Source organism: Thermus arciformis, assembly GCF_900102145.1.
In the GTDB taxonomy this organism is placed as follows: domain Bacteria; phylum Deinococcota; class Deinococci; order Deinococcales; family Thermaceae; genus Thermus; species Thermus arciformis.
In genome coordinates, this window is sequence record NZ_FNBC01000041.1 from 1 (window position 1) to 18,500 (window position 18,500).

The window sequence follows — 18,500 nt, forward strand, 5'->3', positions numbered from 1 at the left end:
ACAGGCCCCCGTCGGGTGGGGGGCCCTGGAGGGCCTCCAGGACCCTCCTCTGCTCCTCCGGGGTCAGCTTGGGCTTCTGGCCCGGGTTCTGGTGCCGCTTGTCCTTCAAGCCCTCCGGCCCTTCCCGGTTGTAGCGCCGCACCGTCTCCTGGACCCAGCGGGTGGAGCTGAGGGTGATTTTGGCGATCTCCTTGGCGGCGAGTCCCCGCTTGGCGTGGTAGACGGCCAGGAAGCGATGCTTCTCTATCGGGTCCTTGGCCTTCTTGACCCTCCGCCACAGCTCGTTCAGGGTCAGGTGGTCGGCCACGGTCATGGACGAAGAATACAACAAGAAAGGGTATGAAGCCTTTTGGGGAGGTTGACCCCGTAGGGGTGAGGGTCTTGGGCCATGAGGGGGCTGGTGCGGCTTGGGGTGAAGGGGAGGAGACTTTCTTCCCACATGGCGTGGGGGGTTTTCCTTTGGCTGAGGAGAAGGCCGGAGATGTAGGCCTGGGTGAAGTGGGTTAGACTGGCGGATGCGGGATTGGACACCTCGCACGGATACCTTACTGACCGGCCTTCTGGCAAGGAGGTCGGTCAGGGGGTCCGTTCCTCATCGGAAATGCATATGGGGTGAAAACTCCTGTAGGGTATAAGCCTAGGGCAGGCGGAAAAGGAGGACCCGACCCTCCCCCCCGCCCGTGGCCAGGGCGGGGGTTTGAGGGTTAAAGTCCAGCCCGTACACCGCACCGGTATGCCCCACGTAAACCCGTTCCAAAAGGCCCGCCTCGAGGTCGTAGAGGCGCACCTCCCGGTCCTGCCCTCCGGAGGCCAAATAGCGGCCGTCGGGGCTGAAGGCCAGGCCCAGGGGCAGGTCCTTGTGGGCGTAGAGGAGCCGGGGTTCGGGCCCGCCCGGGGCCAGGAGGTCCAAAAGCCTCACCCCCCCGTCCGCCGAACCCACGGCGAGGTAGCGGCCGTCGGGGCTGAAGGCCAAGGCGTAGACGGGGCCTCCCGGGACCCGGACCTCCCCCCGCTTCCCCGGGAGGGCGAGGTCCCACACCTCCACCCGGCCCACGGAAAGCCCCAAAGCGAGGACCCTCCCCCCGGGGCTCTGGGCCGCGGAGAAGAGGTAGGGGCTTAGGGAGCGGGCGGCCAGGACCTTGCCCGTGGCGGGGTCAAACAGGGTGAGGTTCCCCCGGAGCTGGAGGCCAAAGAGGCGGCCCTGGGCGTCAAAGCCCACCTTGAGGAAGGCCGGGCCCTTGCCCAAAGCCCGGAGGAAGCGGCCCTGGGCCTCGTAGAGGCGCACCGTCCCATCCCCCGAGGCCGAGGCAAGGTAGCGGCCGTCGGGGCTGAAGGCCAGGTCGCGCACGTAGGAGGCGTGCCCCTTGAGGTCCAAGGGGGGGCGGCCCGGGGGGAGGAGGCGGACCTGCCCGGCCGCGTCCCCCAGGGCCAAGACCCCCTTGGGGCCGTAGGCCAGGGCGTAGACCAAGCCCTTGCCCCCCTTCAGGGCCTCCCCCCGGGGGTCATAGCGCAGGAGTTCGGCGGTAAGGGCCCCCAGGCCCCCCTCCCCCACCTCCACCCGGGCCTCGTAGGCCAGGTAGGTCCCCCCGGGCTCCTCGAGGCGCAGGCGGAGAAGGTGGCGGCCCGGAGCGGCCCGGACCTCGAGGGGGCAGGTCCCCAAGGGGCTCCCGTCCCAGAGGACCTGGGCGGGCCTGGCCTCCCCCCGGAAGCGGCAGTCCAGTTGAAAGGCCGGGGCCAGGGTCTGGGCCAGGGCCGGAAGGAGGAGAAAGGGGAGACCCAGCGCCCTCATCCCAACACCTCCTCCCAAGGCGTGGGCGCCTTGGGGCGCACGTAGCCCGTGTCCATCTGGGCGAGCTGCAGGCGGCCCGAGTACTCTTCGTTCACCGCGTGCCAGTAGGTGTACTCCTCAATCACCCAGATCCCCGACTCCCGGGCCCCGTTGCCGCTCGCCTTCACCCCGCCGAAGGGGAGGTGGGCCTCGGCCCCCACGGTGGTGTTGTTGATGCTGGTCATGCCGGCGCGGATCCCCACCTTGAAGAGGTAGGCCCAGTGGCGGTGGTTGGTGTAGATGGCGCTGGAGAGGCCGTAGGGGGTGCTGTTGGCCACCTCAATGGCCTCCTCAATGCCGTCCACCTTCACCAGGTTGATGGTGGGACCGAAGATCTCCTCCTGGAACTGGCGCATCCCCGGCTTGGCCTCCCAGACCGTGGGCCAGCCGTAAAGCCCGGCCTCGGGGTCCCCCAGGAAGCGGGGGTAGGGGTTCTCCCGGGTGATGCGCCCCCGGCCGAAGAGGAGCCGGGCCCCGTCCTCCTCCCCCCAGGCGTAGTGCTCCAGCCAGCGCCGGAAAAGCCGCTCGTTGAGGAAGGGGCCGTAGGTGACCTCGGGGTGGAGGAGGGGGTTCCCCACCTTGGTGGCCTCCACCTTCTCCAGGAAGCGCCGCTTGAACTCCTCGTAGATGGGGGCGTCCACCAGGATGTTCCCCGCGGAGGTGCACCGCTGGCCTCCCGTGGCGAAGGCGCTCCACCACGCCCCCTCCACGGCGAGGTCCAGGTCGGCGTCCCGCATCACCACCAAAGGGTTCTTCCCGCCAAGCTCCAGGGTGGGCCGAATGAGGTTCCGCCCCGCCACCTCCCCGATCCAGCGCCCCACCTTGGTGGAGCCGGTGAAGGCGAACTTGTTTAGGAGGCCCTCGTCCATGAGCTCCACCAGCCACTGCCCGGTGGAGTCCTTGCCGCCGCCAAAGACCACGTTGATGACCCCGGGGAGAAGGCCCGCCTCCTCAAAGAGCTTGACGAAGACGTAGGAGAGGGTGGGGGAGTCGTCGGAGGGCTTCCAGACCACCGTGTTCCCCGCAAGCACCGCGGGGATGAGCTTCCAGCTGGGCACGGCGATGGGGAAGTTGCCCGCGGTGATCATCCCCACCACTCCCAAGGGCCTCCGGAAGGTGAAGAGCTCCTTGTCCCGCATCTCGCTGGGGACGGTCTGGCCGTAGAGCCTCCGCCCCTCGGAGGCGAAGAAGATGGCGGTGTCTATGGCCTCCTGCACGTCCCCCGCGGCCTCCTTGGGGGTCTTCCCCACCTCCCGCACCATGAGGCGGGTGAGGGTGGGCTTCTCCCGCTCCAGGATCTTGGCCAGGTTGAAGAGCACCTGGCCCCGAACGGGGGCCGGGGTGCGGCTCCACTCGGCGAAGGCCTCCCGGGCCTTGAGGGCCGCCTTGCGCAGGGTGTCCTTGGTGCCCTCGGGGAAGCGGGCCACCAGGTCCTCGAGGTCCGAGGGGTTTTTGCGCTCCAGGGTTTGCCCCTCGTAGACCTCCTCGCCCCCGATGAGGTGGCCGAACTCCAAGGCGTTGCCGTACTTGCTGGCGAAAGCCTTCATGGTGACCTCCGGGGGCATTTTACCTGGAAGGGGGCTCACCGAACTTGGCCTTCAGGGCCCTTAAGGTGGCGGGGGGCACCAGCTTGGAGACGTCGCCCCCGTAGCGGGCGATCTCCTTGACCATGGTGCTGGAGATGAAGGCGTAGCGGGTGGCGGCCAGGATGAAGAGGGTCTCCAGGCCCGGCAGGAGCTGGCGGTTCAGGTGGGCCATCTGCAGCTCGTACTCGTAGTCGGAGACGGCCCGCAGGCCCTTGACGATGGCCTGGGCCCCCACCCGCTTGACGAAGTCCACCAGGAGCCCGGAAAAGGTGGCGGCCTCCACGTTTTGCAGGTGGGCCGTGGCCTCGCGGACGATCTGGAGGCGCTCCTCGGCGGTAAAGAGGTACTGGCCCCGCTTGTTGGGGTTTTCCAGGACGGCCACCGTGACCTTGGAGAAGAGGCGGCTTGCCCGCTGGATCACGTCCAAATGGCCGTTGGTGAGGGGGTCAAAGCTTCCGGGGTAGACCACGTGCATCTAGACCTCCACCAGGGTGAGGGCGTTTTCCCCGTAGACCCGGCGCTCCCCCAGGGGAAGGTGCAGGTCCTTGGGGTGCTGGAGGATGTAAAGCCCCCCTTTTTCCACCAGGCCGCTTTCCAGGAGGGCCTGGAAGGCCGCCACCAGGTCCATGGGGTACGGGGGGGCCATGAAGGCCACGGTGTAGCGCTCCCCTTTGGCCTTGGCCTCGGGGAGGAAGACCTCCACCGGAAGGGGCACGATGCGCACGGAAAGGCCCGCGCGGCGGGCGTTTTCCTTAAGGAGGGCGATGGCCTCGGGGTCCTTCTCCACCAGGGTGGCCTCCCACCCTTCGCTGGCCGCCTCGAGGCCCACCGCCCCGCTGCCCGCGTAGAGGTCCAGAAACCGCCCCCTGCGGGGGTAGCGGAGGCGGAGGTGGTCAAAGAGGGCCTTGCGCAGGCGCACCGGGGAGGGCCTGGCCGAGGCCGGCACCTTCAGGGGCACGCCTTTGGCCTTGCCGCCCAGGATCCTCAGCACGCCTCTTAGCTTACTAAAGCTCCAGGACCAGCTGGGCCAGGCGCACGAGGCCTTGGTCCAGGGCCTCCAGGGTGAGGAGGACGTCCAGGTGGGCCAGGGTGCTGGCCCGGCTTTCCCTGAGGCCGGCCTCGAGGCGGTGGAGGTGGGCCCGTTTCAGGGCCTGGAAGTATCCGCTTAGGTCCTCCCGAAGGAGCTCCTCCGCCAAGGCCTTCTCCCCGGTGGCCAAGGCCGCCGCAAGCCGCTCCAGCCGCCCCAAGAGGCGGCCTGCTGCCTCGAGGAGCTCCTCCTTGCCCTCCTGGCTGAAGGTGAGCCCCTGGGCCCAAAGCTTCTCCCCCTGGCGCACCACCCGGCGCACCAGGTCCCCCAGGCGCTCAAGCTCCGAAGCGGCCATGAAGAGCTTCACCGCTTTCTCCTCCTGGGTGCGGCTGGCGAGCTCCGAGGTGTACAGCACCAGCTCCCGGGTGAGGGCGTCCACCTTCTCCTCCAGGGCCTGCAAGGAGGCCTCGCCCCCCTCCTCCTGGGCCAGGATCCGGACGGCCCGGACCAGCATCTCCCGGACGGCGTCCGCCACCCGGGCGAGCTCCCGCCGGGCCAGGGCCAGGGCCAGGAGGGGCGAGTCCAGGGCCTCCCACCGGAGGTACTTGGGCACCACCTTGCCCTCTGGGAAAAGCCTCTCGGCCAAGGCGGCGTAAACCCCGCCCAGGGGCCAGTAGAGGAGGGCGTAGAGGAGGTGGCTCAGAAGGTGCCAGGGAAGAACCCCAAGGCCCCATCCGGCGAAGGGCAAGAGCCCCAGGGAAAGGCCCAGGCGGTGGAGGAAAAGGGGGAAGGCGAGGCGCAAGGCCTCCTTCCGCCCCGCCAGGGCCGCCCAGAAGAAGGTGGCCGTGGTGCCCACCCCGGCCCCCAAGACCAAGGCCGCCGCCACCCCGGGGGCCACCCGGTCCGAGAGGAGGAGGGCCAGGGCGGCCACGGCGTTGGCCGAGCCCAAAACCCCCCCCAGGAGGAGGCCAAGCCCGTAGGCGGCCAAGGGAGTCGCCGCCCTTGGCCCCAGGGAAAGCCAGGGCTCCACCCCGGCGGCCATCTCCCCGAAGCCCAGGAAGAGGAGGCCAAGGCCGAGGGCGAGAAAGCCCCCCCTGCGCCAGGCGGGCACCAGGTAAAGGCCAAGCCCCAGGGCCAGAAGGACCTCCCGCACCTCCTCCTTGGCCAAGGCCAGAAGCCCCACCCAAACCCCCGCCCCGGCGGTGGCCGCCAAGGAGAGGAGGGCCGCCTGGGCGTGCCCCAGCACCCCCACCTCCAAAAGGGCCAGGGCCAAAAGCCCAAGCCCCGAGCCGCTCCCGGAAAGGGCCCCCAGGAGGAGGCCGTAGGCCAGGGCCCCCGGGGGCGACCCCAGCGCCCGGGCCATGAGGGAGCGGCGCCCCTTCCAGCCCGCAAGGGCCTCGGAAACCAGGTGAAGGCCCAAAAAGAACAGGGCCAGGCCCGCCAGGAAGCGCACGGGGAAAGTATAAGAGAAACCGGCCCGAAGGCCGGCCCGTGGTCGGGGAGACTGGATTTGAACCAGCGACCCCCTCGTCCCGAACGAGGTGCGCTACCGGGCTGCGCTACTCCCCGTAGCGGAGTCCAGTATAGGGGAGGAAGGCCCAAAGGTCAAAGGGGTTGACACCCTCCCCAGGGTTTTCTACACTGGCCCCTAACCGCGCCGGGGCGCGGCGAAAACCAGCCCGTTCTCTTATCCAGAGCGGTGGAGGGTACGGCCCTGTGAAACCGCGGCAACCTCCCGCCCCTTCCGTTCCATGGCCGGATGCGGGCGGGGCTGGTGCCAAGGCCGGCCCGGGCGGGGGAAACGCCCGGGGACGATAAGAGAGGGGGGTAAGCGCCACGCCCAACCCCTTCTTGGCGAGAGAACGGTCTTGCCGGGAAGGGGCTTTTTACGGCCCCTTCCAAGGCCAAGCGCCCCAGGCCGGGACTTGGAAAGGAGGCCGAGATGCGCTTTGAGACCCTGCAGCTCCACGCGGGCTACACGCCTGAGCCCACCACGCTAAGCCGCCAGGTGCCCATCTACCCCACCACGAGCTACGTCTTCAAAAGCCCCGAGCACGCCGCGAACCTCTTCGCCCTCAAGGAGTTCGGGAACATCTACTCCCGCATCATGAACCCCACGGTGGACGTGCTGGAAAAGCGCCTGGCCGCCCTGGAAGGGGGCAAGGCGGCCTTGGCCACGGCCAGCGGCCACGCCGCCCAGTTCCTGGCCCTCACCACCTTGGCCGAGGCGGGGGACAACCTCGTCTCCACCCCGAACCTCTACGGGGGCACCTTCAACCAGTTCAAGGTGACCCTGAAAAGGCTCGGCATAGAGGTGCGCTTCACCTCCCGCGAGGAGCGCCCCGAGGAGTTTTTGGCCCTCACCGACGAGAGGACTCGGGCCTGGTGGGTGGAGTCCATCGGGAACCCGGCCCTGAACATCCCCGACCTCGAGGCCTTAGCCCAGGCCGCCCGGGAGAAGGGGGTGGCCCTCATCGTGGACAACACCTTCGGCATGGGGGGCTACCTCCTTAAGCCCCTGGAATGGGGGGCGGCCCTGGTCACCCACTCCCTCACCAAGTGGGTGGGGGGGCACGGGGCGGTGATCGCCGGGGCCATCGTGGACGGGGGGAGCTTCCCCTGGGACAACGGCCGCTACCCCCTCCTCACGGAGCCCCAGCCCGGCTACCACGGCCTGAGGCTCACCGAGGCCTTCGGGGAGCTCGCCTTCATCGTCAAGGCCCGGGTGGATGGCCTCCGCGACCAAGGGCAGGCCCTAGGGCCCTTTGAGGCCTGGGTGGTCCTCCTCGGCATGGAAACCCTCTCCTTAAGGGCCGAGCGCCACGTGGAAAACGCCCTCCACCTCGCCCACTGGCTTCTGGAACAGCCCCAGGTGGCCTGGGTGAACTACCCGGGGCTTCCCCACCACCCCCACCACGACCGGGCCCAGAAGTACTTCAAGGGGAAGCCCGGGGCCGTGCTCACCTTCGGCCTGAAGGGCGGGTACGAGGCGGCGAAGCGCTTCATCTCCCGGCTCAAGCTCATCTCCCACCTGGCGAACGTGGGGGACACCCGCACCCTCGCCATCCACCCCGCCTCCACCACCCACTCCCAGCTCTCCCCAGAGGAGCAGGCCCAGGCTGGGGTTTCGCCGGAGATGGTGCGGCTTAGCGTGGGCCTGGAGCACGTGGAGGACCTGAAGGCCGAGCTCAAGGAGGCGTTGGCATGAGCGAGATCGCCCTCGAGGCCTGGGGGGAGCACGAGGCCCTCCTCCTCAAGCCCCCCCGCTCTCCCCTCTCCATCCCCCCGCCCAAGCCCCGCACCGCCGTACTCTTCCCCAGGCGGGAGGGGTTTTACACGGAGCTCGGGGGGTACCTCCCCGAGGTGCGCCTCCGCTTTGAGACCTACGGGACCCTCTCCCGCAGGCGGGATAACGCCGTCCTCGTCTTCCACGCCCTCACGGGAAGCGCCCACCTGGCGGGAACCTACGACGAGGAGACCTTCAAGGGCCTCTCCCCCCTGGAAAAGGCCTTCGGAAAAGAGGGGTGGTGGGACAGCCTGGTGGGCCCCGGGCGGATCCTGGACCCCGCCCTCTACTACGTGGTCTCCGCCAACCACCTGGGAAGCTGCTACGGCTCCACGGGCCCCCTCTCCCTAGACCCCCGCACGGGCCGCCCCTACGGGAAGGCCTTCCCTCCCCTCACCCTCCGCGACCTGGCCCGGGCCCAGGCGAGGCTTCTGGACCACCTGGGGGTGGAGAAGGCCACCCTCATCGGGGGAAGCCTCGGGGGGATGGTGGCCCTGGAGTTCGCCCTCATGTACCCGGAGAGGGTGAAAAAGCTCGTGGTCCTCGCCGCCCCCGCCCGCCACGGCCCCTGGGCCCGGGCCTTCAACCACCTCTCCCGCCAGGCCATCCTGCAAGACCCCGAGTACCAGAAGGGAAACCCCGTCCCCAGGGGCCTGGCCCTCGCCCGGGGGATCGCCATGATGAGCTATCGGGCCCCCGAGGGGTTTGAGGCCCGCTGGGGCGGGGAACCGGAGCTTGGGGAAACCTACCTGGACTACCAGGGGGAGAAGTTCCTCCGGCGCTTCCACGCCGAGAGCTACCTCGTCCTCTCCCGGGCCATGGACACCCACGACGTGGGCCGGGGCCGGGGCGGGGTGGAAGAGGCCCTGAAGCGCCTAAGGGCCATCCCCTCCCTCTTCGTGGGGATTGACACCGACCTCCTCTACCCCGCCTGGGAGGTGAGGCAGGCCGCCCGCCTGGCGGGGGCCCGCTACCGGGAGATCAAAAGCCCTCACGGGCACGACGCCTTCCTCATAGAGACGGACCAGGTGGAGGAGATCCTCGAGGGCTTCCTCCCCTAATACCACCCCAAGCTGGCTTGGGCCAGCATGGGGGCCCCGGCACCCCGCCTGGGCTTGGGCGAAGGATTCAGGCCAAAGGGGCACTTTGCTTCACTTCCCCACGCAGAAGTTCTGGAAAACCCGGGCCACCACCTCCTCGGCCACCTCCTTGCCCGTGAGGAGGGCGAGGGCCCGGGCGGCCTCCTCCAGGGCGAGGCCCATGAGGTCCTCGGGGAGGGCAAGGGCCTCTTCCAGGCGCTCCTTGGCCCGGAGGAGGGCCTCCACCTGGCGCTCGGTGAGGAGCACCTCTCCCCCCTCCCTCCCCAAAAGGGCCTCCCTTAGGGCCTCCTTGAGGCGGCCCAGACCCTCTCCCGTAAGGCTGGAGACGGGGAGGAACTCCGGGTCCTCCCAGGCCGGGGGGAGGTCGCTCTTGGTGGCCACCTTCAGCGTCCTCGCCCAGGGCAGGGGGGGCGGGGCGGGCTTGGGCTGGGAGCGGTCCACCACGTAGAGGACGAGGTCGGCCTCCTCGGCGATCCTCAGGGCCCTCTCCACCCCCATCCGCTCCACGGGGTCCTCCGTCTCCCGCACCCCGGCGGTGTCCACGGCCACGAGGGGGATGCCGAAAAGCTCCAGGGGGGCCTCGAGGTAGTCCCGGGTGGTGCCCGGGATGGGGGAAACGAGGGCCCTCTCATAGCCCAGAAGGGCGTTCAGAAGGGAGCTTTTCCCGGCGTTGGGGGCCCCGATGAGGGCAAGCCTAGCCCCCTTTTGGGCCAGGCGGGAGGCCTTGGCCTGGGCGAGGAGGGCCTCCACCTCGGCGAGGACCTCCCGGAGGGTCCTTTCCGCCTCCAAGGGCTCCACCCCCTCCTCGGGGTAGTCCAAAAGGGCCTGGATGTGGGCGAGGAGGTCTAGAAGCCGGTTCTCCAAGGCCTCAATCCGGCGGGAAAGGGCCCCCTCTAAGGCCCTCAGGGCCTGCCTCCGGGCAAGCTCCCCTTCCGCCTCCACGAGGGCCAAGACCGCCTCCGCCTGGGCCAGGTCCAGCTTGCCGTTCATGTAGGCGCGAAAGGTAAACTCCCCGCGCCCCGCGGGCCTTGCCCCTTCCGCCACCAGGACCTCCATCACCCGGCGGAGCACCGCCAAAGAGCCGTGGGTCTGGAACTCCACCAGGTCCTCCCCCGTGTAGGAACGGGGGGCGCGGAAGACGAGGAGGAGGGCTTGGTCAATGGCCTCCCCCGTCTTAGGGTCCACCACCTCGCCCAGGGTGAAGCGCCCTCCCTTGAGGCGCCTCGGGTCCTTGCCCCGCCAGACCCTGGCGGCGATCTCCAGGGCGCCTTCCCCGGAAAGCCGCACCACCCCGATGGCCCCCTTCCCCGGGGGGGTGGCGATGGCGCAGATGGGGTCCTTGAGGTTCACGCCTGGCGAAACTCCTCTTCGGTGATGCCCACCTGTTTCAGGATGGCCTTAAAAAGGCCCCAGGGTATCTCCCCTGAGTGCATGGGCAGGACCACCCTTCGACCGTCCGGGTGCACGTAGACCCGGTGTCCCCCCTTACCCCGACGAGGAAGCGGCCTGAAACCCAGCCGCTCTAGCTTCCGGGCCACCTCAGAGGTCTTAGGCGGCATCCAGAGAGACCTGGGCCACGGTCACGTCGGGGGGCGGGGCTTCGCCGAGGGCCTCGAGGGCCTCGAGGGCGGCCTCGATGGCATCCTTGGCGTTTTCCAAGGCCTCTTCGGGGGTATGGCCGAAGGTGGCGCACCAAGGCAGGGCAGGCACCTCGGCGAGCCACATCCCCGGGGTCTCGGGGTCGGGACGAAGGACCACCGTGTAACGCATGCTTCCCATTCTACAAGGCCCTCCTCAGGGCCTCCAGGGTCTTTTCCACATCCTCCTCCGTGTGGGCCACGGAGAGGAAGGCCGCCTCAAAGTTGGAGGGAGGCCAATAAATGCCCCGGTCCAAGAGGCCGTGGAAGAAGCGCTTGAAGAGCTCCGTGTCCGTGCGCCTGGCGTCCTGGAAGGTGACCACGGGGCCTTCCGTGAAGAAGACGGTGACCATGGAGCCCACCCGGTTCACCGCGTGGGGGATGCCCTTTTGCGCAAGGACCTCCTTCAGGCCCCTTTCCAGCCGGGCCCCCAGGTCCTCCAGGTAGCGGTAGTAGCCGGGGTTCTCCTCCAAAAGCTCCAGGGTGGCAAGCCCCGCCGCCATGGCCAAGGGGTTCCCGGAAAGCGTCCCCGCTTGGTAGACGGGGCCTAAGGGGGCTACCTTCTCCATGATTTCCCGCCTCCCCGCGTAGGCCGCGGCGGGAAGCCCCCCGCCCAGGATCTTCCCCAGGGTGACGAGGTCGGGCTTAAGGCCAAGAAGCTCCGTGGCCCCGCCGAAGGCCAGGCGGAAGCCCGTCATCACCTCGTCGGCGATGAGGAGGACGCCGAACTCCCGGGCCTCGTGGAGGGCCTTTAGGAACTCCTCCGTGGGGACCAGGACCCCGGCGTTCCCCACCACCGGCTCAAAGATGATGGCGGCGATCTCCTCGCCCCGCCTCCTTAAGGCCTCCCTCAGGCCCTCGGGGTCGTTGTACTCCAGGACCAGGGTGAGCTTGGCGTATTCCTCCGGTACGCCGGCGGAGGAGGGCACCCCCAGGGTGAGGGCCCCCGAGCCCGCCTCCACCAGGAGGCCGTCCGCGTGGCCGTGGTAGTTCCCCCGGAACTTGACGATGTAGGGCCTATTCGTATACCCCCGGGCGAGGCGGAGGGCCGACATGGTGGCCTCCGTCCCCGAGTTCACGAAGCGCACCAGGTCCACAAAGGGGTAGGCCCGCTTGACCTTCTTGGCCAGGGCCACCTCCAGGGGGCTTGGCGCCCCGAAGGTGAGGCCCCTTTCCAAGGTCTCCCGCACCCGGGCGAGGACCTTGGGGTGGGCGTGGCCCAGGATCAAAGGCCCCCAGCTCATCACGTAGTCCAGGTAGCGGTTTCCGTCTGCGTCCCAGACGTAGGCCCCTTCCCCCCGCACCAGGAAGGGCGGGGTGCCGCCCACGGCCTTGAAGGCCCTGACCGGGCTACTCACCCCGCCCGGGATGTGCCGCTTCGCCTCCTGGAAGTAGGCCTCGGAGATGGGCCGCTCCATCCCCTCCACTCTAGCGGTTTTCCCCCGGGAAAAGGTAGCCTCGGAGGGATGAGCGGGTGGACCTACCTCTTCCTCGCCATCCTCTCCGAGATCCTGGCTTCCAGCGCCCTCAAGGCCTCCCAGGGCTTCAGCCGCCTCCTCCCGAGCCTCGTGGTGGTGGGGGGCTACGGCCTCGCCTTTTACTTCCTGAGCCTCGCCTTAAAGACCGTTCCCCTGAGCCTGGCCTACGCCGTCTGGGCCGGGGTGGGGACGGCGGCCATTGCCCTCATCGGGGCCTTTTTCTTCGGGGAGGCCATCTCCCCCAAGGGGTGGCTCGGCATCGCCTTGGTGGCGGTGGGGGTGGTCCTCATCCGCCTAGCGGACTAGGGGCGGATGGGCCTAAGCCCCAGGGCCTCGAGGCGGGCAAGAAGCGGCCTTAGGTCCATGGCTCCCACGTAGAGAAGCGTCCGGAAGCCCAGGCCCCCCGCCTCCCGGAAAAGGTGCAGACCCAGAAGGGGCGTCCGGGCAGCCTCCAAGGCCTCCAAAAGACCCTTCAGACGGGGAAGGTCCGGCACCAGGACCTCGAGGGGGCTTGCCGGGGCTCCAGGGCGTAAGCGGTCCAGGAGACCCCTGAGCAGGTCAAAGGCCGTGACCAAGCCCACCAAGACCTCCTCTTCCACCACCGGCAGGGCGCCCACCCGGGCGACCTCCATGCGGAAGGCCGCCTCCTCGGGAGACTCCTCCGGGTGGGCTTTGGGGAACTCCTGGAGGAAGCGGACCACGGGCGCTTCCCACTGGGCCTGCACCGAAGCGGGGGCCCAAGGAGCGAGGAAGGGGCGGAGGTACCTTTCCCCCACCATGCCCCGGTAACGGCCCCCGTCCACCACGGGCAGGTAGCGCACCCCCGTTTGGACCAGAAGGCGGTGGGCCTGCCCCAGGGGCACCTGGGGCTCCACCACCACGAGATCGGTGCGCATGAGGTCCCGCAGGACCGGGGTCCGAGCCAAGGGCGCTCTCATAAATGCATGATGGGTTACTGTTGGCCTGATGTCAAGTATATTGTTGACAGTTGAACATCACTTGTAAGACGGATAGCAACTAGACGGCCCGAACGCTCTCCCCAAGCCCCCGGCACAATGCACAGCTGGCACACCCAAAAGCGTGTTCCCCAGGCTTACTGGCCGAAAAGGGCCTCCAGGGGCAACCGGAAGCCCGGCAGGGCCTCACCCCCTTCCAGCGCCTCGTGGGACCTTAAAAGCCTCCCCGCCCCGCCCTGGCCGTAGACCTCCACCGCCTTGAGCTCGGGGTAGACCAGCCACACCGCCTTGGCCCCCGCCTCCAGGTAGTCCAGCACCTTGGCCAAAACCCCCTCCGCCTCCTCCCCGGGGGAGACCACCTCCACGGCGAGGTCCGGGGCCCCCTCGTAGAAACCCTCCCGGGCCACCTCTTTGAGCCTTTCGTGGGAGAGGAACCAGACGTCGGGGCTTCGCACCCGGTCGGGGTCCCGGCGGAGGACGAACCCCCCCTCCACCCCGGCCACGCCGAGCCCCGTTTCCTCCAGCCAACGCATCAGGTGGTAACCGATCCGCAAGGCGATCCTTCCGTGCTCCGGCTTGGGCGGCCTCTCCTCCCGGACCTCCCCGTCCACAAGCTCCCCCCGCTCTAGAGGCAGGGCGAAGAACTCTTCAGCCGTCAGGCGGGTCTTGACCATGGGGCCTCCTCCCTAGTAGGTTAGCGCCTTTCTCAGGGCGGCGAGGACCCTCCTTGCGTTGGGCCGGTAAAGGTGCTCAATGGCGCTGAAGGGGGGGTAGGGGGCGTCGTAGCCCGCCACCCGGAGAACAGGGGCCTGGAGGTAATCTATGGCCCCTTCGGCGATGCGGGCGGCGATCTCCGCCCCGAAGCCCCCGGTGCGCATGGCCTCGTAGACCACGATGGCCCGGCCCGTCGCCCGCACGGCCTCGAGGAGGGTCTCCTCGTCCAGGGGGACCAGGGTCTCCAGGTCCACCACCGTGACCTCCACCCCCTCCTTCCGGGCCACCTCCGCTGCCTCCAGCATCACCTCCACCATGCCCCCGTAGCCGATGAGGGTGGCCGCCTTTCCCTCCCGGAGGACGCGGGCCTTGCCCAGGGGCAGGGTGTAGTACCCCTCCGGCACCTCCGCCCTCGCCCCCCGGTAGAGCTTGATGGCCTCGAGGAAGAACACCGGGTCCTCGTCCTCAATGGCGGAAAGGAGAAGCCCCTTGGCCCGATCTGGGCTTGAGGGGATCACCACCTTGACCCCCGGGGTGTGGGCGAGGAGGGCCTCGGGGGAGTCGGCGTGCTGCTCCGGGGTGTGGACGCCCCCGCCGTAGGGGGCCCGCACCACCACGGGAAGCCCCACCCGCCCCCGGGAGCGGTGCCGCCAGCGGCCGAGGTGGGAGAGGATCTGGTCCAAGGCGGGGTAGAGGAACCCGGCGAACTGGATCTCGGCCACGGGCCGCATCCCCCCCATGGCGAGCCCGATGGCCAGGCCCAGGATGGCGCTTTCCGCCAGGGGCGTGTCAAAGACCCGCCCCTCCCCGCGCTTCGCCTGCAGGCCCTCCGTGACCCGGAAGACCCCCCCGAGCCGCCCCACGTCCTCCCCGAAGACCAGGACCCGCTCGTCCCGGGCGAGGGCCAGGTCCAGGGCCTCGTTGATGGCTTGGACCATGTTGAGGACGCGCATCACTCCACCTCCTCCACGTGGAGGCCCCGCCTGAGGGCTTCCCAGGCCCGCTTCTGGTCGGGGCCCATCTCCTTGTAGACGTGCTCCACGATCTCCTCGGGGCGGGGCTCGGGGGCCTCGTCGGCCAGGGCGAGCTCCCTTTGGAACTCCTCTTCAAGCTCAAGTAGGAGCGCCCTTTCCGCCTCCTCGTCCCAAAGGCCCCGCTCCTCCAGGGCCTTCCGCAGGCGGAGGATGGGGTCCTTGGCCCGCCAGGCCTCCTCTTCCTCCTTGGAGCGGTAGCGGGAGGGGTCGTCGGAGGTGGTGTGGGGGGCGAGGCGGTAGGTGAGGGCCTCGAGGAGGGTGGGGCCTTCCCCCTTGCGGGCCCGCTCCACCGCCTTCTTGGCCTCGAGGTAGACGGCGAAGGCGTCGTTCCCGTCCACCACCACTCCGGGCATCCCGTACCCCTCGGCGCGCCGGGCGATGTAGTCCACCCGCATCTGCTTGGACCGGGGAACGCTGATGGCGTAGCCGTTGTTCTGCACCAGGAAGACCACGGGGGCGCCGAAGACCGCGGCGAAGTTCAGCCCCTCGTGGAAGTCCCCCTCGCTCGTCCCCCCGTCCCCGATGGAGGTGGCCACCACCCAGTTCTCCCCCCGGTACCGCCCGGCCAGGGCGAGCCCCACCGCCTGGGGGATCTGGGTGGCGATGGGGATGTAGGGGTTCACGGCCCGCACCCCCTCGGGGAAGCGCCAGCCCGCGGGATGGGCCCGCCAGTAGAGGATCAGGGTGTGGATGGGAAGCCCCCGGGCGAGGAGCAGGGCGCTTTCCCGGTAGGAAGGGACGACCCAGTCTTTCGCCTCCAGGGCCAGGGCCACCCCCACCTGGGCCGCCTCCTGGCCCATGAAGGGGGCGTAGACCCCAAGCCTCCCCTGGCGCTGGAGGGTGAGGGCCTTCTCGTCAAAAAACCGGGCCCGCCGCATGGCCCGGTAGAGCCTTAGAGCTTCTTCCTCCGCTAGGGGGAACTCGCCCTCTTCCAGGTACTGGACCACTTTGGGCTTCACAGGGCGGAGTTTACCACAGCCCCAAGCCGCTCAAGGGCGAGGTGAAGCTCCTCCTCGGCCTTGCAGAAGGCGAAGCGGAAGAGGTCCTTGGGAGGGTCTTCAAGGTAGAAGGCCGAGGCGGGGATTAAGGCCACCCGCGCCTCCTCCACGAGCCGGAAGGCGTCCCACCCGGGAAGCTCGGCCATGAGGAAGTAGGTGCCCTCGGGGACGTAGACCCTAAGCCCCATGGCCCTAAGCCCCCCGGCGAGGAGGTCCCGCCGCCTCCGGTAGCCCTCCCGCAGGGCCTCGTAAAAGCCCTCGCGCCTCGCCAGCCTTAGGGCCTCCGCCACCCCGGCCTGGAGGGGCGTGGGGGCGGAGAAGCTCGTCCACTGGCGCATCCCCGCGAGGCGGGGCATGAACTCCTTCGGCCCCACGATCCAGCCCACCCGGTAGCCCGTGGCCTCGAGGCGCTTCCCCGCGCTCCCCACGGTGAAGGTGCGCTCGGGGGCGAACTCCCGTAGGCGCCTTGGCCTTTCCCCGTAGTAGAGCTCGTCGTAGACCTCGTCGGAGATGAGGAAGAGGTCGTGCTCCCTCGCGAGGCGGGCGATGGCCTCAAGCTCCCTCTCCCCGAAGACAAGCCCCGTGGGGTTCATGGGGGTGTTGAGGAGGAGGGCCCGGGTCCTTGGGGTGAGGGCCCCTTGCAGGGCGGAAAGGTCCAGGCGGAAGCCCTCTGGGGTGAGGTCTAAGCGCACAAGCCTGGCCTCGGCCCCCGCCAGGAAGGCGTCCGGCAGGTAGACGTCAAAGAAAGGCTCCAGCACCACCACCTCCTCCCCCGGACCCACGAGGCTTTGCAGGAGGACGTAAAGGGCCTCCGTGGCCCCGGAGGTGACCACCACGCTTTCGGGCTCCACGGCGAACTCCTCGGCAAGGGCCTCCCGGAGGGCGGGAAGCCCCGCCGGGGGGGCGTACTGGTCGTAGCGGCCCAGGGCACGCCGCACCGCCTCCAGGAGGAAGGGGGGCGGGGGATTGGAGGGAAACCCCTGGCCCAGGTTCACCGCGCCCAGGCGCTGGGCGAGCTGGCTCATCTTGGGGAAGATGCTCTCCTTGGCCGCCTCGGTGCGGGGGTGGAGGCGCATGGGGATAGGGTAGCGCAAAGTTATGCGCTGGGGGAAGGGCGGGCCTCCCCGAAGAGGTGGAGGAAGAGGGCCTCGAGGCTCGGCGTTCCCCGGGAGACCTCCAACACTTCCACGGGGAGGGTTCCCAAGGCCTCCCGCAACGCCTCCCACGGCCCCAGGAAGAAGAGGACCTCGGGGCCCTCGGCGCTCCAGCCGGGGCCTAAGGCCTTGAGGAGGGCCTCCGCCTTGGGCTCGGCGAGGCGCACCCGGTACCCCTCCCCGGCCCAGTCCCGGAGGAGGGCCCGGGTGGGGCCCTGCCGCCGCACCTCCCCCCGGTGGAGGAAGGCCACCCGGTCGCTCACCCGCTCCACCACCTCGAGGTCGTGGGAGGTGAGGAGGATGCCCCAGCCCTCCTTCTTAAGCTCCAGGAGGATCCCCTCAAACTCCCTCCGGCTCACGGGGTCCAGGCCCAGGGTGGGCTCGTCCAGGAGGAGGAAGCGGGGCTTGAGGGCGAGGGCCAGGGCCAGGGCTGCCTTCTGCTGCATGCCCCGGGAGAGGGAGGCGAGGGGGGCGTGGAGGCGGTCCCTTAGGCCGAAGCGCTCCAGCCAGGCCTCAAACCGGGGGCGGACCTCCCTGGGGGGAAGCCCCCGGATGCCCCCGAAGTAGAGGGCGTTCACCAGGAGGCTCAGGTTGACGTAGAGGTTGCGGCTTCCCTCCAGGAGGACGCCGAACTCGTGGCCCTGGGGCCTGCGCCGCGCCCCGCCCTCCTCCAGGACCACCTCCCCCCCATCGGGCAGGAGAAGTCCGAGGACGACCTTGATGAGGGTGGTCTTGCCCGCCCCGTTGGGGCCCAAAAGGCCCAGGATCTCCCCGGCCCCAAGCTCCAGGCTCACCCCCTTGAGGGCCTCCAGCTTGCCGAAGCGCTTGTGGACGTTCTGCACCAAAAGCCGCATCAGTACCTCCCTAATAGGCCCCTCCGCCGCACCGCCGCGTAGACCCAGGCCATGGCGAAAAGCCCCGCCCCGAGGAAGAGGAGGGCTTGGACCAGGGCCAGGAGGAGAAGCCCCGGAGAAACCTCCTCCCCTGTGAAGGCGAGCCGGAGGAGGTAGGCCCCCGGGGCAAAGGGCAGGTGGGTCATCCAGGGCTCAAACCGGACCAGGGAGAAGAAGTAAGGCAGGAAGAGGAACTGGACGATGGTGAAGAAGCCCTCCACCCGCTTGAACTGGAGGGCCAAGGCCCCCATGCCGAGGGCGAAGCCCAAGGCGGCGAGGTACAGGGGCAAAAGGCCCAGGGGCCACCAGGAGGCGGGGGTGAGCCTAACCCCGAGGAGGAGAACCAGGGGAAGAAGGGTAAGGAGGCTAAAGGTGATGCCGGCGAGACCCTGCACGAGGGCGCGCAGGAGAAGCTGCCGGAGAAGCCCTCCCCGGGCCAGGCCCAGGTGCTCCAGGGTGCCTAAGGCGGCCTCGGACTGGACGGAATAGGCGATGGACTGAAAGGTGCCCACCACCAGGTTGAAGGCGGCGAAGACCAGGAGGAGGGGGCCCAGATCCAGACCCAGGCTCGCCAGCCCCTCGGGGGTCAGGTTCTCCAGGCCGAGGACCATGGAGTAGAAGAAGAGGACGGAGGCCAGAAGCCCCGCCAGGGTGTCAAACCAGTAGCGCCTGGTCAGGTTCCACTCCAGGAGAAACTCGCTCCAGAGTTGCCAGCAGAGCATCACACCTCCTAGAACCTCCCCAATATACCCCGCCTGCGCACCAGGCGGTACATGTAGGCCATGGCCCAAAGCCCCAGGGCGAAGAGG

20 protein-coding genes, 1 tRNA gene and 1 riboswitch are annotated in these 18,500 nt (G+C 69.1%); of the genes, 3 read left to right on the forward strand and 18 right to left on the reverse strand.

All coding sequences use genetic code 11. The annotated features are described in order from the left end of the window. The 7 genes from BLP62_RS11375 to BLP62_RS11405 form a co-directional block, all read right to left on the reverse strand. Positions 1-313, reverse strand: a 313-nt coding sequence (locus tag BLP62_RS11375) for a helix-turn-helix domain-containing protein (RefSeq protein ID WP_143004362.1), incomplete at its 3' end; no start/stop codon positions are given. Positions 314-637: 324 nt separating this feature from the next. Continuing rightward, complete coding sequence (locus BLP62_RS11380) at positions 638-1,789, reverse strand: WD40 repeat domain-containing protein (protein ID WP_093008461.1); 1,152 nt, start codon at positions 1,787-1,789, stop codon at positions 638-640. Next, a complete protein-coding gene (locus BLP62_RS11385) occupies positions 1,786-3,375 on the reverse strand; it encodes an aldehyde dehydrogenase family protein (protein WP_093008477.1) in 1,590 nt (529 codons plus the stop codon). Before BLP62_RS11385 ends, BLP62_RS11380 begins: the two co-directional genes overlap by 4 nt. Positions 3,376-3,394: 19 nt before the next feature. Continuing rightward, complete coding sequence (gene coaD / locus BLP62_RS11390; protein WP_093008462.1) at positions 3,395-3,889, reverse strand: pantetheine-phosphate adenylyltransferase; 495 nt, start codon at positions 3,887-3,889, stop codon at positions 3,395-3,397. Then, positions 3,890-4,405 carry an RsmD family RNA methyltransferase gene (locus BLP62_RS11395; protein ID WP_093008463.1) on the reverse strand — a complete coding sequence of 172 codons (516 nt, stop codon included), beginning with the start codon at positions 4,403-4,405 and terminating at the stop codon, positions 3,890-3,892. Positions 4,406-4,418: 13 nt separating this feature from the next. Next, a complete protein-coding gene (locus tag BLP62_RS11400; RefSeq protein WP_093008464.1) occupies positions 4,419-5,894 on the reverse strand; it encodes a PhoU domain-containing protein in 1,476 nt (491 codons plus the stop codon). Positions 5,895-5,933: 39 nt separating this feature from the next. Continuing rightward, a tRNA-Pro gene (locus BLP62_RS11405) sits at positions 5,934-6,010 on the reverse strand. A 115-nt stretch (positions 6,011-6,125) separates the two neighbouring features. Continuing rightward, positions 6,126-6,262: riboswitch (SAM riboswitch) on the forward strand. Positions 6,263-6,383: 121 nt separating this feature from the next. Here BLP62_RS11405 and BLP62_RS11410 point away from each other — a divergent pair. Continuing rightward, positions 6,384-7,649, forward strand: a complete 1,266-nt coding sequence (locus tag BLP62_RS11410; RefSeq protein WP_093008465.1) for an O-acetylhomoserine aminocarboxypropyltransferase/cysteine synthase family protein — start codon at positions 6,384-6,386, stop codon at positions 7,647-7,649. After that, entirely contained in the window at positions 7,646-8,788 is a 1,143-nt protein-coding gene (metX, locus tag BLP62_RS11415) for a homoserine O-acetyltransferase MetX (RefSeq protein ID WP_093008466.1), read from the forward strand. Before BLP62_RS11410 ends, metX begins: the two co-directional genes overlap by 4 nt. A gap of 90 nt (positions 8,789-8,878) precedes the next feature. Here the strand turns inward: metX and mnmE are convergent, their stop codons facing one another. From mnmE to hemL, 4 genes are read right to left on the reverse strand one after another with little or no spacing between them, the layout of a single operon-like run. Continuing rightward, complete coding sequence (gene mnmE / locus BLP62_RS11420) at positions 8,879-10,177, reverse strand: tRNA uridine-5-carboxymethylaminomethyl(34) synthesis GTPase MnmE (protein WP_093008467.1); 1,299 nt, start codon at positions 10,175-10,177, stop codon at positions 8,879-8,881. Next, positions 10,174-10,386, reverse strand: coding sequence for a type II toxin-antitoxin system HicA family toxin (locus tag BLP62_RS11425; RefSeq protein ID WP_093008468.1), 213 nt, complete (start codon positions 10,384-10,386; stop codon positions 10,174-10,176). Before BLP62_RS11425 ends, mnmE begins: the two co-directional genes overlap by 4 nt. Then, complete coding sequence (locus BLP62_RS11430) at positions 10,376-10,597, reverse strand: type II toxin-antitoxin system HicB family antitoxin (protein ID WP_241374274.1); 222 nt, start codon at positions 10,595-10,597, stop codon at positions 10,376-10,378. The genes BLP62_RS11425 and BLP62_RS11430 overlap by 11 nt, the downstream gene beginning before the upstream one ends. A 10-nt stretch (positions 10,598-10,607) precedes the next feature. Then, the gene (gene hemL, locus BLP62_RS11435) at positions 10,608-11,882 is read right to left on the reverse strand and encodes a glutamate-1-semialdehyde 2,1-aminomutase (RefSeq protein ID WP_093008470.1); all 1,275 of its coding nucleotides are present in this window, start codon (positions 11,880-11,882) and stop codon (positions 10,608-10,610) included. A 48-nt stretch (positions 11,883-11,930) separates the two neighbouring features. Between hemL and BLP62_RS11440 the strand changes: the two genes are divergently transcribed. Further along, on the forward strand, positions 11,931-12,248 hold the full coding sequence (locus BLP62_RS11440; protein ID WP_093008471.1) for a DMT family transporter: 318 nt from the start codon (positions 11,931-11,933) through the stop codon (positions 12,246-12,248). On the opposite strand, the gene BLP62_RS11445 is transcribed toward BLP62_RS11440, so the two are convergent. The 7 genes from BLP62_RS11445 to BLP62_RS11475 form a co-directional block, all read right to left on the reverse strand. Then, entirely contained in the window at positions 12,245-12,880 is a 636-nt protein-coding gene (locus tag BLP62_RS11445) for a CBS domain-containing protein (protein ID WP_093008472.1), read from the reverse strand. The genes BLP62_RS11440 and BLP62_RS11445 overlap by 4 nt on opposite strands. Before the next feature lie 155 nt (positions 12,881-13,035). Next, on the reverse strand, positions 13,036-13,572 hold the full coding sequence (locus tag BLP62_RS11450) for a Uma2 family endonuclease (protein WP_093008473.1): 537 nt from the start codon (positions 13,570-13,572) through the stop codon (positions 13,036-13,038). 12 nt (positions 13,573-13,584) lie between these two features. Continuing rightward, complete coding sequence (locus BLP62_RS11455; RefSeq protein ID WP_093008474.1) at positions 13,585-14,565, reverse strand: alpha-ketoacid dehydrogenase subunit beta; 981 nt, start codon at positions 14,563-14,565, stop codon at positions 13,585-13,587. Continuing rightward, positions 14,565-15,605, reverse strand: a complete 1,041-nt coding sequence (pdhA, locus tag BLP62_RS11460; protein WP_093008475.1) for a pyruvate dehydrogenase (acetyl-transferring) E1 component subunit alpha — start codon at positions 15,603-15,605, stop codon at positions 14,565-14,567. Before pdhA ends, BLP62_RS11455 begins: the two co-directional genes overlap by 1 nt. Further along, positions 15,602-16,720, reverse strand: a complete 1,119-nt coding sequence (locus tag BLP62_RS11465) for a pyridoxal phosphate-dependent aminotransferase (protein WP_093008478.1) — start codon at positions 16,718-16,720, stop codon at positions 15,602-15,604. The genes pdhA and BLP62_RS11465 overlap by 4 nt, the downstream gene beginning before the upstream one ends. A 20-nt stretch (positions 16,721-16,740) precedes the next feature. After that, on the reverse strand, positions 16,741-17,652 hold the full coding sequence (locus BLP62_RS11470; protein ID WP_093008476.1) for an ABC transporter ATP-binding protein: 912 nt from the start codon (positions 17,650-17,652) through the stop codon (positions 16,741-16,743). Then, positions 17,652-18,413, reverse strand: coding sequence for a hypothetical protein (locus tag BLP62_RS11475; protein WP_014510266.1), 762 nt, complete (start codon positions 18,411-18,413; stop codon positions 17,652-17,654). Before BLP62_RS11475 ends, BLP62_RS11470 begins: the two co-directional genes overlap by 1 nt. Between the last annotated feature and the right edge of the window lie 87 nt (positions 18,414-18,500).